The sequence below is a fragment of the Streptomyces sp. 63XJN7_1_ISO-PGPR-S23-121 genome, assembly GCF_056173025.1.
Genome location: NZ_CM149653.1, coordinates 6,429,753 through 6,443,931 on the forward strand (window position 1 = coordinate 6,429,753; position 14,179 = coordinate 6,443,931).

General features: G+C 73.4%; 10 protein-coding genes. 4 read left to right on the forward strand and 6 right to left on the reverse strand.

What is annotated here, in order from left to right:
- Positions 1-77 precede the first annotated feature (77 nt).
- Both AC0VYN_RS28835 and AC0VYN_RS28840 read left to right on the forward strand, forming a co-directional pair.
- Complete coding sequence (locus AC0VYN_RS28835) at positions 78-1,811, forward strand: ABC transporter ATP-binding protein (RefSeq protein WP_475533312.1); 1,734 nt, start codon at positions 78-80, stop codon at positions 1,809-1,811.
- Positions 1,811-3,742, forward strand: coding sequence for an ABC transporter ATP-binding protein (locus tag AC0VYN_RS28840; protein WP_475533313.1), 1,932 nt, complete (start codon positions 1,811-1,813; stop codon positions 3,740-3,742). The genes AC0VYN_RS28835 and AC0VYN_RS28840 overlap by 1 nt, the downstream gene beginning before the upstream one ends.
- A gap of 30 nt (positions 3,743-3,772) precedes the next feature.
- Here AC0VYN_RS28840 and AC0VYN_RS28845 read toward each other — a convergent pair whose 3' ends face one another.
- The 5 genes from AC0VYN_RS28845 to AC0VYN_RS28865 all read right to left on the reverse strand — a co-directional run bounded on the left by AC0VYN_RS28845 (position 3,773) and on the right by AC0VYN_RS28865 (position 10,615).
- Positions 3,773-5,005 (reverse strand): RNA polymerase sigma factor, encoded by a 1,233-nt coding sequence (locus tag AC0VYN_RS28845; protein WP_475533314.1) that lies wholly within the window; start codon positions 5,003-5,005, stop codon positions 3,773-3,775.
- A 95-nt stretch (positions 5,006-5,100) separates the two neighbouring features.
- On the reverse strand, positions 5,101-7,032 hold the full coding sequence (gene dnaG, locus AC0VYN_RS28850) for a DNA primase (protein ID WP_475533315.1): 1,932 nt from the start codon (positions 7,030-7,032) through the stop codon (positions 5,101-5,103).
- A 29-nt stretch (positions 7,033-7,061) separates the two neighbouring features.
- Positions 7,062-8,327 (reverse strand): NAD(P)/FAD-dependent oxidoreductase, encoded by a 1,266-nt coding sequence (locus AC0VYN_RS28855; RefSeq protein WP_475533316.1) that lies wholly within the window; start codon positions 8,325-8,327, stop codon positions 7,062-7,064.
- Between the two features lie 95 nt (positions 8,328-8,422).
- Positions 8,423-9,697: a deoxyguanosinetriphosphate triphosphohydrolase gene (locus AC0VYN_RS28860; protein WP_475533317.1), complete on the reverse strand. Its 1,275-nt coding sequence runs from the start codon at positions 9,695-9,697 to the stop codon at positions 8,423-8,425.
- A gap of 138 nt (positions 9,698-9,835) precedes the next feature.
- On the reverse strand, positions 9,836-10,615 hold the full coding sequence (locus AC0VYN_RS28865; RefSeq protein ID WP_475537011.1) for a sirohydrochlorin chelatase: 780 nt from the start codon (positions 10,613-10,615) through the stop codon (positions 9,836-9,838).
- 179 nt (positions 10,616-10,794) lie between these two features.
- Here AC0VYN_RS28865 and AC0VYN_RS28870 point away from each other — a divergent pair, with 179 nt between their 5' ends.
- Positions 10,795-11,481 carry a SanA/YdcF family protein gene (locus tag AC0VYN_RS28870; RefSeq protein WP_475533318.1) on the forward strand — a complete coding sequence of 229 codons (687 nt, stop codon included), beginning with the start codon at positions 10,795-10,797 and terminating at the stop codon, positions 11,479-11,481.
- 103 nt (positions 11,482-11,584) lie between these two features.
- On the forward strand, positions 11,585-13,693 hold the full coding sequence (locus AC0VYN_RS28875) for a molybdopterin oxidoreductase family protein (RefSeq protein WP_451685919.1): 2,109 nt from the start codon (positions 11,585-11,587) through the stop codon (positions 13,691-13,693).
- 3 nt (positions 13,694-13,696) lie between these two features.
- On the opposite strand, the gene AC0VYN_RS28880 is transcribed toward AC0VYN_RS28875, so the two are convergent.
- Positions 13,697-14,125 carry a gamma-glutamylcyclotransferase family protein gene (locus AC0VYN_RS28880; protein WP_475533319.1) on the reverse strand — a complete coding sequence of 143 codons (429 nt, stop codon included), beginning with the start codon at positions 14,123-14,125 and terminating at the stop codon, positions 13,697-13,699.
- Positions 14,126-14,179: the final 54 nt, after the last annotated feature.

Genomic DNA, 14,179 nt, shown 5'->3' on the forward strand with positions numbered 1-14,179 from the left:
GTAACGCGGGTGGAGTGTCCGACGATAGGTGCCAGGGGCGACCGACCGCCCCTGTCGCCGACTCCGAGAGACCCAGCGTGCTCATACGACTCCTGCGGACCTGTCTCAGGCCCTACAAGAAACCCATCGCCCTGCTGGTGGCGCTGCAGTTCCTGCAGACCTGCGCCAGCCTCTACCTGCCGACCCTGAACGCGGACATCATCGACAACGGTGTCGTCAGCGGTGACTCCGGCTACATCCTGGGCTACGGCGCCCTGATGATCGGCATCTCGCTGGTGCAGGTCGTGTGCAACATCGGTGCCGTCTACTACGGCGCCCGTACCGCCTCGGCGCTCGGCCGGGACCTGCGGGGTGCCGTCTTCGACCGGGTGCAGTCCTTCTCCGCGCGGGAGGTCGGCGGCTTCGGCGCGCCCTCGCTGATCACGCGGACGACGAACGACGTGCAGCAGGTCCAGATGCTGGCCCTGATGACGTTCACGCTGATGGTGTCGGCGCCCATCATGTGTGTGGGCGGCATCGTGATGGCGCTGGGCCTGGACGTGCCGCTGTCCGGGGTGCTCGTCGGGGTCGTGCCGGTGCTGGCGGTCTGCGTGACGCTGATCGTGCGGCGGCTGCGGCCCCTGTTCCGGGCCATGCAGGTGCGGCTGGACACGGTGAACCGGGTGCTGCGCGAGCAGATCACCGGCAACCGGGTCATCCGCGCCTTCGTGCGGGACGAGTACGAGCAGCAGCGGTTCCGGAAGGCCAACGCGGACCTGACGGAGGTGGCGCTGGGCACCGGCAACCTGCTCGCGCTGATGTTCCCGGTGGTCATGACGGTGGTGAACCTGTCGTCGATCGCGGTGGTCTGGTTCGGCGCCCACCGGATCGAGAGCGGCGGGATGCAGATCGGTGACCTGACCGCGTTCCTGGCCTACCTGATGCAGATCGTCATGTCCGTGATGATGGCCACCTTCATGTTCATGATGGTGCCGCGCGCCGAGGTGTGCGCCGAGCGGATCCAGGAGGTCCTGGACACGGAGAGCAGCGTGGTGCCGCCCCTCGCGCCGGTCACCGAGCTGCGCCGGCACGGGCACCTGGAGGTCCGCGGTGCCGGGTTCCGGTATCCGGGGGCCGAGGAGCCGGTACTGAAGGGCATCGACCTGGTGGCCCGGCCGGGCGACACGACCGCCGTCATCGGCTCGACCGGCAGCGGCAAGTCCACGCTGCTGGGGCTGGTGCCGCGGCTGTTCGACGCCACGGACGGGGAGGTGCTGGTCGACGGCGTGGACGTGCGGACCGTCGACCCGAAGGTGCTGGCCCGGATCGTGAGCCTGGTGCCGCAGAAGCCGTACCTCTTCGCGGGCACGGTCGCGACCAACCTGCGCTACGGGAATCCGGACGCCACGGACGAGGAGCTGTGGCACGCGCTGGAGGTGGCCCAGGCGAAGGAGTTCGTCGAGCGGCTGGAGGGCGGGCTGGACGCGCCGGTCTCGCAGGGCGGGACCAATGTGTCGGGTGGCCAGCGGCAGCGGCTCGCGATCGCCCGGACGCTGGTGCAGCGCCCGGAGATCTACCTGTTCGACGACTCCTTCTCGGCGCTCGACTACGCCACCGACGCCGCACTGCGCGCCGCGCTGTCGCGGGAGACGGCCGAGGCGACCGTGGTGATCGTGGCGCAGCGGGTGGCGACCATCCGGGACGCCGACCGGATCATCGTGCTGGACGAGGGGCGGGTGGTCGGCGTGGGCCGGCACCACGAGCTGATGGCGGACAACGAGACCTACCGGGAGATCGTGCTCTCCCAGCTCACGGAAGCGGAGGCTGCCTGATGGCGGGGCCCGGGGGGCGCATGATGGCCGGGGGCGGTCCCGACCAGCGGTCGATGGACTTCAAGGGGTCGGGCAAACGGCTCGTCGCCCAGTTCCGGCCGGAGCGCGCGACGATCTACGCGCTGCTGGCCTGTGTGGTGCTCAGCGTCGGTCTCAACGTGGTCGGGCCGAAGATCCTCGGCAGGGCCACCGACCTGGTCTTCGCGGGCATCGTCGGGCGGGACATGCCGTCCGGGGCGACGAAGGAGCAGGTCCTCGCGTCCATGCGGGAGCGCGGTGACGGGGACGTCGCCGACATGCTGCGCGGCACGGACTTCACGCCGGGCGAGGGCATCGACTTCACCTCCGTGGGACACGTGCTGCTGCTGGCGCTGGCGGTGTTCGCCGTGGCCGGGCTGCTGATGGCGGTGGCGACGCGGCTGGTGAACCGGGCGGTGAACCGGACGATGTTCCGGCTGCGCGAGGACGTGCAGACGAAGCTGTCGCGGCTGCCGCTGTCGTACTTCGACAAGCGTCAGCGCGGCGAGGTGCTGTCGCGTGCGACGAACGACATCGACAACATCGGGCAGACGCTCCAGCAGTCGATGGGCCAGCTCATCAACTCGCTGCTGACCATCATCGGCGTGCTGGCGATGATGTTCTACGTGTCCTGGATCCTGGCGCTGGTCGCGCTGGTGACGGTGCCGCTGTCCTTCGTGGTCGCCACGCGGGTCGGCAAGCGGTCGCAGCCGCAGTTCGTGCAGCAGTGGCGCTCGACGGGGCAGCTGAACGCGCACATCGAGGAGATGTACACCGGGCACGCGCTGGTGAAGGTGTTCGGCCGGCAGGAGGAGTCGGCGAAGCAGTTCGCCGAGCACAACGACGCGCTGTACGAGGCCGGGTTCAAGGCGCAGTTCAACAGCGGCGTCATGCAGCCGCTGATGATGTTCGTGTCGAACCTGAACTACGTGCTCGTCGCGGTCGTCGGCGGCCTGCGGGTGGCCTCGGGCTCGCTGTCGATCGGTGACGTGCAGGCCTTCATCCAGTACTCGCGGCAGTTCTCGATGCCGCTGACGCAGGTGGCGTCGATGGCGAACCTGGTGCAGTCGGGCGTGGCGTCGGCGGAGCGGATCTTCGAGCTGCTGGACGCGGAGGAGCAGTCGGCGGACCCGATCCCCGGCGTCCGGCCCGAGGAGCTGCGCGGGCGGGTGGAGCTGGAGCACGTGTCGTTCCGCTACGACCCGGAGAAGCCGCTGATCGAGGACCTGTCGCTGACGGTGGAGCCGGGGCACACGGTCGCCATCGTCGGCCCGACGGGCGCCGGCAAGACCACGCTGGTCAATTTGCTGATGCGGTTCTACGAGGTGTCCGGCGGCCGGATCACCCTGGACGGCGTCGACGTCGCGAAGATGTCCCGGGACGAGCTGCGGGCCGGGATCGGCATGGTGCTCCAGGACACCTGGCTGTTCGGCGGCACCATCGCGGAGAACATCGCGTACGGCGCGTCCCGCGAGGTCACCCGGGGCGAGATCGAGGAGGCGGCGCGGGCGGCGCACGCGGACCGGTTCGTGCGGACGCTGCCCGACGGCTACGACACCGTGATCGACGACGAGGGCACGGGGGTGAGCGCCGGTGAGAAGCAGCTCATCACCATCGCGCGGGCCTTCCTGTCCGACCCGGTGATCCTGGTGCTGGACGAGGCGACGAGTTCGGTGGACACCCGGACCGAGGTGCTGATCCAGAAGGCGATGGCCAAGCTGGCGCACGGGCGGACCTCGTTCGTCATCGCGCACCGGCTCTCCACCATCCGGGACGCGGACACCATCCTCGTCATGGAGAACGGGTCGATCGTCGAGCAGGGCGCGCACGCCGCCCTGCTGGCGGCCGACGGGGCCTACGCGCGGCTGTACAAGGCGCAGTTCGCGCAGGCCGTGGCCGAGGTGGACGGCTGAGCGGGCCGGGGCCCGGCCCACGGGCCCCGGTCAGTCCAGATAGCCCCTGAGCTGGTCCGCGAAGGTGTGGTCGCGGAGCTTGTTGAGGGTCTTGGACTCGATCTGGCGTATCCGCTCCCGGGTCACGCCGAAGATGCGGCCGATCTCCTCCAGGGTGCGGGGGCGGCCGTCGACCAGGCCGTAGCGGAGCTGGACGACCTTGCGCTCGCGTTCGCCGAGGGTGGAGAGCACGGCCTCCAGGTGCTCGCGCAGCAGCAGGAAGGCGGCGGACTCGACGGGGCTGGTGGCGTCGCCGTCCTCGATCAGGTCACCGAGGGCGACGTCGTCCTCCTCGCCGACCGGGGTGTGCAGGGAGACGGGCTCCTGGGCCAGGCGCAGCACCTCGCCGACGCGCTCCGGGGGCAGGTCCAGGTGCGCGGCGACCTCCTGCGGGGTCGGCTCGTGGCCGTGCTCCTGGAGCATGCGGCGCTGGACGCGGACGACCCGGTTGATCAGCTCCACGACGTGGACGGGGACGCGGATGGTGCGGGCCTGGTCGGCCAGCGCGCGGGACATGGCCTGGCGGATCCACCAGGTGGCGTACGTGGAGAACTTGTAGCCGCGGGCGTAGTCGAACTTCTCCACGGCCCGGATCAGGCCCAGGTTCCCCTCCTGGACCAGGTCGAGCATGGTGAGCCCGCGTCCGACGAACCGCTTGGCCACCGACACGACGAGCCGCAGGTTCGCCTCGATCAGGCGGCGCTTGGCGACGCGGCCGAGGACGACGATCCGGTCGAGGTCCAGGGCGAGGCGGCTGTCCAGGTCGGGGGTGAGGCGCAGTTTCTCCTCGGCGAACAGCCCGGCCTCCACGCGGCGCGCGAGCTCGACCTCCTCGGCCGCGGTGAGCAGCGGGATCCGGCCGATCTCGCGCAGGTACTGGCGGAACAGGTCGGCGGAGGGCCCGCCGCTCTCGGTGCGCGTGGGCGCCGGCGGTTCGGACGGCTCCCCGGCGGCCTCCTCGGCCGGCGGCTCCTCGGCGGCCTCGACGGCGTCGGCCTGCGGCTCCTCGGGGCGCGTGGCGTCCGTCCGCGCGTCGGTCTGGGTGAGGGTCCGGGTCTGCACGGGGGCGACCTCCAGGGGGGACGCTGCCGGCGGGGGAGGCAGCGGTGCTTCGGGGGCGGAGCCGGCTCGCTCGCCGCTGTCCGTCCCGTGCGCGGGGAACGCGACCGGGCGGCCTCGGGAACCGTCGGGGACGGGTCGGCCGTGCTCCGAGAAGTCGGGCACCGCCCCAGTGTGGGGTACGACACATCGCCGCCACGAGGGGCGTGCGGTGACTTTTTGCGTCCGGTCCGTGACCGCCTGCTGACCGGCGGGCGCTGCTACAGCGCGGCGGCGCCGTGTTCGCGCAGGGTCTGGTCGTACTGCTGGAGGACCCACAGCTCGTTCTGCACGGCGGCGAGTTCGGCGGGGTCGCCGTGGCCGCCCAGGCGGGTGAGGCGGCCGGTGATGTCGCGGATGCGGCGCTCGACGGCGCGGCGCCGGACGGTGACGAGCTGGGCGCCCGCGTAGACCTCGTCGACGTCCTTCACGCCCCGGTGCAGCATGATCGCCTCGACGGCGAGTTCGGTGACCATGGCGCGGACGGTGTCGTCGGGGGCGGCCTCGCGGACCCGGACCAAATAGTCCTGCGGGTCCTGGACGCCGAACTCGGCGCCGCCCGCCTCCATGATCGCCTGGCGCACGGCCGCGTAGGGCGGGGCGGTGAACTCGTCCACGCCGTACGCGTCGAAGGCCGGGGAGACCAGGTGGGGGCGCTGGAGGGCGAGCTTGAGCAGTTCGCGTTCGGTGGCGAAGACGGGGTTGCGCAGGTTGAGCGCGGGGCCGCGGGGGGCCGGCCCGGTGGCGGCGGCGTACTGCTGCGGGCCGTCACCGCCGCCGCGCTGCGGCCGGTCGGGGGCGGGGCCCCGGCCGCCGCGGTCGCGGGCCCAGCGGGCCAGCTGGGCGACGCGCTTGACGACGAACTGGGTGTCGAGGATGCCGAGCATGCCGGCGAGCTGCACGGCGACCTCGTGCTGGGCGCCACTGTTCTTGATGCGCGCGACCACCGGGGCGGCCTCGTCGAGGGCCGCGGCCCGGCCGGCCGGAGTGTCCAGGTCGTAGCGGGCGACGATCTGGCGCAGCGCGAACTCGAACAGCGGGGTGCGCGGCTCGACCAGGTCGGCGACGGCGTCGTCGCCCTTGGCGAGGCGCAGGTCGCAGGGGTCCATGCCGTCGGGGGCGATGGCGATGTAGGTCTCGGCGGCGAACTTCTGGTCGTCCTCGAAGGCGCGCAGGGCCGCCTTCTGGCCGGCGGCGTCGCCGTCGAAGGTGAAGATCACGCGGGCCGAGCCGTTGTCCATCAGCAGCCGGCGCAGGATCTTGATGTGGTCGCCGCCGAACGCCGTGCCGCAGGTGGCGATGGCGGTGGTGACGCCGGCCAGGTGGCAGGCCATGACGTCGGTGTAGCCCTCGACGACGACCGCGCGGGACGCCTTCGCGATGTCCTTCTTCGCGAGGTCGATGCCGTAGAGGACCTGCGACTTCCGGTAGATCGCGGTGTCGGGGGTGTTGAGGTACTTCGGGCCGTTGTCGGCCTCGTAGAGCTTGCGGGCGCCGAAGCCGACGACGTCGCCGCCGATGTCGCGGATGGGCCACATCAGGCGGCCGCGGAAGCGGTCGATGGGGCCGCGGCGGCCCTCCTGGGCGAGGCCGGAGAGGACCAGCTCCTTGTCGCTGAAGCCCTTGCCGCGCAGGAAGCGGGTGAGGTGGTCCCAGCCCTGCGGGCTGTAGCCGACGCCGAAGTGGACGGCGGCGGACTGGTCGAAGCCGCGGTCGGCGAGGAAGGCCCGGCCGGTGTCGGCCTCGGGGGAGGTCGCGAGCTGTTCCGCGTACCACTCGGCGGCGATCTTGTGCGCCTCGACCAGGCGGATGCGCTCGCCGCGCTGGTGGGCGGGGTTGTAGCCGCCCTCCTCGTAGCGCAGGGTGATGCCGGCCTGTCCGGCCAGGCGCTCGACCGCCTCGGAGAAGGTGAGGTGGTCGATCTTCATCACGAACGTGATGGTGTCGCCGCCCTCCTGGCAGCCGAAGCAGTGGAAGAGACCCTTGCTCGGGCTGACCTGGAAGGACGGCGACTTCTCGTCGTGGAACGGGCACAGCCCCTTCAGGTTGCCGCCGCCCGCGTTGCGCAGCTGGAGGTACTCGGAGACGACGGCGTCGATCGGGACCGCGTCCCGTACCGCCTTCACGTCCTCGTCGTTGATCCGTCCTGCCACGTGTGAATTCTACGGGGACGGAATCGGAGCTACGGAATGAGGCTTTCGAGGGATGCGTGCGGGTCGGCGAGCGCCTCGGTGTCCACCCGGGCCTTCGAGCGGATCAGCCGCTGGATCGGGTCCGTGACGTCCCACACGTTCACGTTCATCCCGGCCAGCACGCGGCCCTCCTTCACCCAGAAGGCGATGAACTCGCGCTTGGCGGCGTCCCCGCGGATCACCACCTGGTCGTACGAGCCCGCCGGCGCCCAGCCGGAGTACTCCATCCCCAGGTCGTACTGGTCGGAGAAGAAGTAGGGCACGCGGTCGTAGGCGACGTCCTTGCCGAGCATCGCGCGGGCCGCGGCGGGGCCGCCGTTGAGGGCGTTGGCCCAGTGCTCCACGCGCAGGCGGGTGTCGAACAGGGCGTGCGGGAAGGAGGCGACGTCGCCGGCCGCGTGGATGTCGGGGTCGGAGGTGCGCAGCCGTTCGTCGACGACGATGCCGCCGCCGTGCGCGCGGTCGGCGATCTCCAGGCCCGCGGCCTGCGCGAGCGAGGTGCGGGGGGCGGCGCCGATCGCGGCGAGCACGTCGTGCGCGGGGTGTTCCTCGCCGTCGTCGGTGCGGGCGGCGAGCACCACGCCGTCCTGGCCGACGATCTCGGTGAGCTGCACGCCGAAGTGGAAGCGGACGCCGTGCGCCTCGTGCAGCTCGGCGAAGACGGAGCCCAGCTCGGGGCCGAGGACGCCGTGCAGCGGGGTGGGCGCCGGCTCGACGACGGTGACCTCGGCGCCGTACTCGCGGGCCGCCGCCGCGACCTCCAGGCCGATCCAGCCGGCGCCGGCGATCACGAGGTGGCCGTTGTCCCGGCCGAGGGAGGCGAGGACGCCCTTGAGGCGCTCGGCGTGGGCGAGGCGGCGCAGGTGGTGGACGCCCGCGAGGCCGGTGCCCGGCACGTCGAGGCGGCGGGGCTCGGCTCCGGTGGCGAGGAGCAGCTTGTCGTACCGGACGAAGGTGCCGTCGTCGCCGTAGTGGACGGTCTTCGCGGCACGGTCGACGGCGACGACGGTCTGGCCGAGGTGCAGCTCGATGTCGTGCTGCGCGTACCAGGCGGGCTCGTGCACGAAGACGCTGTCGCGTTCCTCCTTGCCGAGCAGGTAGCCCTTGGACAGCGGCGGGCGCTCGTAGGGGTGGTCGCGCTCGTCGCTGATGAGGATCACCCGGCCGGTGAAACCCTCCGTGCGGAGTGTCTCGGCCGCCTTGGCGCCCGCCAGGCCTCCTCCGACGATGACGAATGTCTGATCCGCGTCGACCACTTGTTGCCTCCTCGTCAGGGTGCCGCCACAGGCGAGCGTCCCGCACACCGCGTGGCGCGGGAAGGGGGAGTGACCCGATCAGGCCACCGACAGTCTCATGGATGACCCGTCAGGCGGGCGTGAAGCGAGCGGGCCGAGGCGTCCGTGAGGGAGGCGATCTGGTCGACGATCACCCGTTTGCGGGCCCGGTCGTCGCCCGCCCGGTCGAACAGGGCGCGGAACTGGGGGTCGAGGCCGTCGGGGGCGCGGGCGGTGAGCGCCTCGGCCAGTTCGGCGACGACCACGCGCTGGTCGGCGCGCAGCCGGGTCTGTTCGGCGCGCTGCATGACGTAGCGGTTGGCGACGGCCTTGAGGACGGCGCACTCCATGCGGGTCTCGCGGGGGACGACCAGTTCGGCGGCGTAGCGGGTGAGGCGGCCGTCCCCGTACGCGGCCCGCGTGGCGGTCTCGGCGGCGAGGCAGAAGCGGCCGATGAGCTGGCTGGCGGCGTCCTTCAGGCGGGCCTGGGCGACGGCCGAGCCGTCGTAGCCGTGCGGCCACCAGTCCTGGGCGAGGAGGCGGTCGAGGGCGGCGGCCAGTTCGGCGTGGTCGGTGCCGGCCGGGACGTAGCGGCCGACGGCGGCCTCGAAGACGGCCTCGCGCTCGGGGTCGGCGAGCAGGCAGTTCGGGTCGATGTGACCGGCGTGCAGGCCGTCCTCGACGTCGTGCACGGAGTACGCCACGTCGTCGGACCAGTCCATGACCTGCGCCTCGAAGCAGGTGCGGGTGCCGGGGGCGCCCTCGCGCAGCCACTCGAAGACGGGGCGGTCGTCCTCGTACACCCCGAACTTGGGCGACGCCGGGTCGCCGGGGTGGGCGCCGCGGGGCCAGGGGTACTTGGTGGCGGCGTCGAGGGTGGCGCGGGTGAGGTTGAGGCCGACGGAGCCCTCGTCGGTGAAGCGCTTGGGCTCGATGCGGGTGAGCAGCCGGAGGGACTGGGCGTTGCCCTCGAAGCCGCCGCAGTCCTCGGCGAACTCGTTCAGCGCGGTCTCGCCGTTGTGGCCGAAGGGCGGGTGGCCGAGGTCGTGGGAGAGGCAGGCCGCCTCCACCAGGTCCGGGTCGCAGCCGAGGGCTGCGCCGAGCTCGCGGCCGACCTGGGCGCATTCCAGGGAGTGCGTGAGGCGGGTGCGGGGGCTGGCGTCCCACATGGGGTTGCCCTCCCCCGGCGCGACGACCTGGGTCTTGCCGGCGAGGCGGCGCAGGGCGGAGGAGTGCAGGACGCGGGCGCGGTCGCGCTGGAAGGCGGTGCGGCCGGGGCGCTTGTCCGGTTCCGGGGCCCAGCGGGCCACTGACGTGGGGTCGTACGGGGCGGGGGGTGCGGTGCCTTCCATGTCGTGAACAGTAAGGGGAAGGTGTGACAGTCAGGCGCCTTCCCGTCCGCGGGGTTCCGTAGGTGCGCTGCCGCGGGTCGTGTGCGGCCGGTCGCGCCCGCGCGGCGGACCCGCACGTCGGTACGGTCTCGCGCGCCCCTAGGGGGTCGCCGGCGCCCGGCGTTCACAGGCGCTGCCCGCTTTGAGTGCCTCGTCGTAGCGGTGCAGGAGGAGGCGGGCCATGGCCGGGTGGGTGCCCAGGGGGGCCGACGCGATCCACGGGGCCGCCGCCGCGCACTCCGTCGCGAAGCGGCCGGGGGCCGTGAAGCAGGAGGCGACGGCGATGCGGTCGTACCCCCGGGCGGTCAGGGCGCGGACGGCCTCCGGGACCGTCGGCGCGGCCGCCGAGGCGTAGGCGGGGACGACCGGGACACCGAGGCGGGCGGCGAGGAGCGCCGCCGTGCGGGCCGTGTCCGCGCGGGAGGCCGGGGCGCGGGAGCCCGCGGAGGCGAGGACGACGGCGCCGCCCGCCGGAGCGGTGGCGGGCCAGCCGGCCTCGGTCAGGCGGTCGTGGAGGGCGTCCACCAGGAGGGGGTGCGGGCCGAGCGGAGCGGCCACCCGGGTGCGGGCCGGGGAGGCCGCCGCCATCTCGGGGACGTCCCGTCCGACGTGGTGGCCGCGGGTGAGCAGCAGCGGCACGAGGACGGCCTCGCCGTCGCCGAGCGCGGCCAGCGTGTCCGGGAGCAGGGGGGCGTTCAGCTCGATGTGGCCGAGGCGCACCGGCAGGGCGGGGCGCAGGGCGCGGACCCGGTCGAGGAGGGCCCGTACGGTGCTCAGCGCGCGGGGGTCGCGGCTGCCGTGGGCGACGACGACCAGGGCGGGGCCACCGCCGGGGTGCGTCGTGCCCGTCCTGTCCGTGCCGCTCGTCCTGCGCGTCATCGTGGTCGCCGTCATGCACCGAGCGTGGCGGGGGGACGTTGCCTCCCCGTTGCGCCGGCGTCACGGTGATGTGCCGTCGCCTCACACGCTACCGGCCGCCCGGTGTGAGCGGGCGGCGAACCGGACGGCGCCCTCGCACGTCCCTGGGAGCAGGGGACGACCGGGGAGGGAACCGACCGATGCGCCGCTGGAGACCTGGCAGACCGCGCCTTCCGCGCACCCGTACGGGGCAGCGACGGCTGGTCCAGGCGGTGATGGCCGCGTGTGTGCTGGCCCTGCTGCCGTCGACCTGGATGTACGCGGTGGCCGGCGACCGGCTGCGCACCACCGCCGACGTGCCCCGCACGGAGGTCGCGGTCGTCTTCGGTGCCGGGCTGTGGGAGGGCGAGCCGTCGCCGTACCTCGCCCACCGGCTGGACGCGGCGGCGGAGCTGTACCGCGCGGGGCGGATCGAGGTGGTGCTCGTGACCGGGGACAACAGCCGGGAGGAGTACGACGAGCCGGACGCCATGCGCGCGTACCTGGTCCGGCACGGGGTGCCCGACGGGCGGATCGTGAGCGACTACGCGGGCTTCGACACCTGGGACTCCTGCGTCCGCGCGAAGAGGATCTTCGGGGTCGACCGGGCCGTGCTGATCAGCCAGGGCTTCCACATCCGGCGAGCCGTGGCGCTGTGCCAGGAGGCGGGGGTGGCGTCGTACGGCGTCGGGGTCGACGCCGAGCACGACGTGACCTGGTACTACGGGGGCGCGCGGGAGGTCCTCGCGGCGGGCAAGGCGGCGCTGGACGCGGTGTTCGAGCCGGATCCGCGCTTCCTCGGGCCGAAGGAGCCGGGGGTGGCCGAGGCGCTGGCCGCCGGGCGCTGACGCGGCCCTCACCGCGGCCGGAGGGCGGCCGGGAGGTCACCGTCCCGGCGGCGTAACAATCGGCCGCCCGGTCGCGTAACACGGGCGACGCACGCTGGACGGCATGCAGAGCACCCCGACGCCCACGCACTGCCCGTACTGCGCGCTGCAGTGCGGGATGAATCTGACGCCCGCCGCCGACGGGAGCGTCGAGGTGACCGAGCGGGCGGACTTCCCGGTGAACCGGGGCGCGCTGTGCGGCAAGGGCCGGACGGCGCCGGCGGTGCTCGCGTCGGCGGTCCGCCTGACCTCGCCGCTGGTCCGGGACGGTGCCGGCGCGCTGGTGCCGGCGTCGTGGGACGAGGCGCTGGACCGGATCGCCGGGAACCTGGCGCGCACGCGCGAGGAGCACGGCGCGGACGCGCTCGGGGTGTTCGGCGGGGGCGGGCTGACGAACGAGAAGGCGTACGCGCTGGGCAAGTTCGCCCGGGTGGTGCTGGGGACCTCGCAGATCGACTACAACGGGCGGTTCTGCATGTCGTCGGCGGCGGCGGCCGGCACGCGGGCGTTCGGGCTGGACCGGGGGCTGCCGTTCCCGCTGGAGGACATCCCGCGGACCGGGTGCGTGATCCTCGTCGGCTCGAACCCGGCGGAGACGATGCCGCCGTCGATGCGGTACTTCCACGAGCTGCGCGAGAACGGCGGCACGCTGATCGTCGTCGATCCGCGCCGCACGAGGACCGCCGAGCAGGCCGATCTGCACCTGGCGCCGAGGCCGGGCACCGACCTGGCGCTGGCGCTGGGCCTGCTGCACCTGGTCGTCGCCGAGGGGCGGGTCGACGAGCGCTACGTCGAGGAGCGCACGGCGGGCTGGGAGGAGGCGCGGGCGGCGGCGATGGCGCACTGGCCGGAGTACGTGGAGCGGATCACGGGGGTGTCCGTCCCCGAACTGCGGGAGGCGGTTCGGCTGTTCTGCGCGCCTCGGGCGGCGATGGTGCTCACCGCGCGCGGGCCCGAGCAGCAGGCCAAGGGCACGGACACGGTGGGCGCGTGGATCAACCTGTGCCTGGCGACCGGGCGGGCCGGGCGGCCCCTGTCGGGCTACGGCTGCCTGACCGGGCAGGGCAACGGACAGGGCGGACGCGAACACGGGCAGAAGGCCGACCAGTTGCCGGGCTACCGCAAGCTGACCGACCCGGCGGCGCGGCGGCATGTCGCCGGGGTGTGGGGCGTGGACCCGGACTCGCTGCCGGGGCCGGGGCGCAGCGCCTACGAGTTGCTGGACGCGCTGGGCACGGACATCCGGTCGCTGCTGGTGATGGGCTCCAACCCGGTGGTGTCGGCGCCGCGCGCGGCACACGTCGAGGGGCGGCTGCGCTCGCTGGACTTCCTGGCCGTGTGCGACGTGGTGCTGTCGGAGACGGCGGCGCTGGCGGACGTCGTCCTGCCGGTGACGCAGTGGGCGGAGGAGACGGGCACCACGACCAGCCTGGAGGGCCGGGTGCTGCTGCGGCGGCGCGCGGTGACGCCGCCGGACGGGGTGCGCGGCGACCTGGAGGTGCTGCACGGACTGGCCGGGCGGCTCGGGGCGGAGCGGGGTCTGGAGAAGGGCTTCCCGACCGATCCGGAGGAGGTCTTCGAGGAGCTGCGCCGGGCGAGCGCGGGCGGGCCCGCGGACTACTCGGGGATCAGCTACCGGCGGCTCTCCGAGGAGAGCGGCGTGTTCTGGCCGTGTCCGGCGCCCGCGCCGGACACGGCCGGGGCCGAGCCGCACCCGGGCAGCCCCCGCCTCTTCCTGGAGCGCTTCGCCACCGACGACGGCCGGGCCCGCTTCGTCCCCGTCTCGCACCGCCCGAGCGCCGAGGAGCCCGACGACGAGTACCCCGTGCTGCTGACCACGGGGCGGGTCGTGTCGCAGTACCAGTCCGGTGCGCAGACCCGGCGCGTGGCCGAGCTGAACGCCGCCGCGCCCGGACCCTTCGTTGAGCTGCACCCGAGGCTCGCGGCGCGGCTGGGGGCGGCCGAGGGCGATCCGCTGGCCGTCGTCTCCCGGCGGGGCCGGGCGGTGGCACCGGCCCGCATCACCACCGGCATCCGCCCCGACACCGTGTTCATGCCCTTCCACTGGCCCGGCGAGGGCCGCGCCAACACCCTGACCAACCCGGCCCTGGACCCGACCTCGCGGATGCCGGAGTTCAAGGTGTGCGCGGTGCGGGTGGAAACGGTGGCGTAGCACTCACCGGATCCGCCAGTCGCCGCCGGGGACCGGGACGCCGCGCGCCCGCAGCCGGGCGGCGACGGCCGGGGCGGCGACGTACACCCAGGCGCGCACGGACGTCCCGTCGGCGTCCCGGACGACGTCCCTGGCCACGCGGTCGTACAGGTTGCCCGGGTCGCCCGGCACGTACTCCTCCAGCCGGTCGAGGGCGGCCAGCACGTCGTCGTACGCCTCCGGCACAGGGGTGACGAGGTCGCCCCGCACCGTGCCGTCCGGAGCTTCCACGGCCCAGGGGTAGCCCGGGCCGGAGTACAGCGTGGCGCCGGTGAGGCGGGCCGGCTCCACGGCCCGGGTGCGGCCGCCGAGGAAGCGGGCGTGATGGGCGCCGCCGGGACGGAGCGTCCCGTAGACGAAGAAGGGCCGTCGCTCGGTGTCCACGAAGGTCATTCTCTCCCCTCATGATCTCCACGCGAGCGCTATGGACATGACATCCGGCGGGGC